Raw genomic sequence first — 1590 nt, forward strand, 5'->3', positions numbered from 1 at the left:
GGGCCGCGAGGTGGGTCGACGCGCGCAGCCGCGCACCGGGCGCCGGGCGGGCGGCGCCGTGCGCCCGGTCCCGCGGCACCTCGACCGCGGGCACGGGGAGCAGCCGCACCAGCTCGCCGGTCGCGGGTCGCCGCGACCCGGCCGCGTCGACGACCGCGAGCAGCACGCGGACCGCCGGGTCGTCGACGGCGTGCGCGAGGTCGACCCCCGCCTGGACCGACGCGCGGTCCGGGGCGGTGACGACGCACACGACCGTGCTCGCCGAGACGACGCTGCCGACCGTCGCCGCGTCCCGCACGCCCCAGTCGGTCACCACGAAGTCGAAGAACCGGCCCGCGGGCGCGACCGCCTCCCACCAGCGCGCGTCGCGCACGGGCGTGCCGTCCGCGTGCAGGTCGAGGCAGTGCAGCCCCCCGGGCGTGAGCGCGAGGCCGGCGGTCGCCTCCGACGAGTGCCGTGCGGCGCGGCGCTCGACCTCGTGCGCCGGGGTGCTCGGCGCCGGCGACGTGAGCCCCGCGTGCCACAGCAGCGAGCGCGTCGAGGGCGAGGCGTTCACCGCGAGCACCCGGTGGTCCCGGCGCCGGGCCAGCACCGATGCCGCGAGCCCCGCGGCCACGGAGCAGCCGATCCCGCCGGCGACGCCCGTGAACCCGACGCGCGTGCTGAGCGGCAGGGGCGCGCGCACCGCCGCGTCGAGCCGGCGCAGCTCGTCGACGCGCCCGGGCAGCGCCGAGACGACGGTCGTCCACGCGCGGCCCATCAGAAGGTCTCCACGAGGTCCGCGAACACGCCGAGGTGCGCGAGCACGAGCGGGACGAGCGCGACGACCGCGACGAGCTCGACGACGTTCCCCAGGCGGCGGGCGCGGGCGACGACGTGCTCGCGCGGCCGTGCGCCGACGAGGAGCGCGAGCGCGACGAGCACGACCCCGGCGACGGCGAGCGCGCGCGCGGGGTCGGTCCGCCCGAGCTCGGCGAGCAGCGCGACGAGCGGCGTGCCCCCCGCGGCGAGGAGCGCGAGGCGCTGCGGGGCGAGCGGGAAGACGCGCGTGCGCAGCAGCAGCACCCCGGCCACGGCCACCGCGAGCAGCCGGCTCCACGGGTCCTCGCCGCCCGCGAGCACCCACGCGCAGGCCCCGGTCACGACGGCCGCGGCGACGGTCGACCACGTGAGGGCCCGGTGCGTCGTGCCGACCGCGCGGTGCGCCTCCGCGCGTGAGACGCGCCGGCCCTCGACGACCCGGTCGTCGAGCCCGTTGAGGCCGCTCACCGACATCGCGATCCCGGGCAGCAGCCCGACCAGCAGGCAGCCGAGGACCGCGACGACCGCGGCGGTGTGCGTCGGCTCGGCGTCGAGCGCGTCCATCCCGGCGACCGCTCCCACGAGGGCGGCCGCGGTGACCCCGCCGAGCGCGAGCCCCGCGTCGCGGGACCCGGCCCCGGCGACCACGGCGACGAGCAGCCCCACGAGACCGAACGCGACCAGCGCGGTCTCCCCGGGCGCGCCGGACGTCACCTCGCGGGCGGCGACGACGGCGGCCCCGACCGCGGCGGCGACCGCCACGACGGCGGGCTCGGTGCGGCCCCGGCG

Annotated in this window: 1 protein-coding gene and 1 pseudogene; both read right to left on the bottom strand. The window is 80.2% G+C overall.

Features of this window, described 5'->3' with window-relative positions:
- The coding region (locus AB6N24_RS23040) for a P-loop NTPase family protein (RefSeq protein WP_412871686.1) at positions 1-760 on the bottom strand (760 nt) is incomplete at its 3' end.
- Positions 760-1590, bottom strand: a pseudogene (locus tag AB6N24_RS23045) (hypothetical protein); the annotation flags it as partial. The gene AB6N24_RS23040 and the pseudogene AB6N24_RS23045, both read right to left, overlap by 1 nt.

Source organism: Cellulomonas jepli (assembly GCF_047229345.1).
Lineage (GTDB): Bacteria > Actinomycetota > Actinomycetes > Actinomycetales > Cellulomonadaceae > Cellulomonas_A.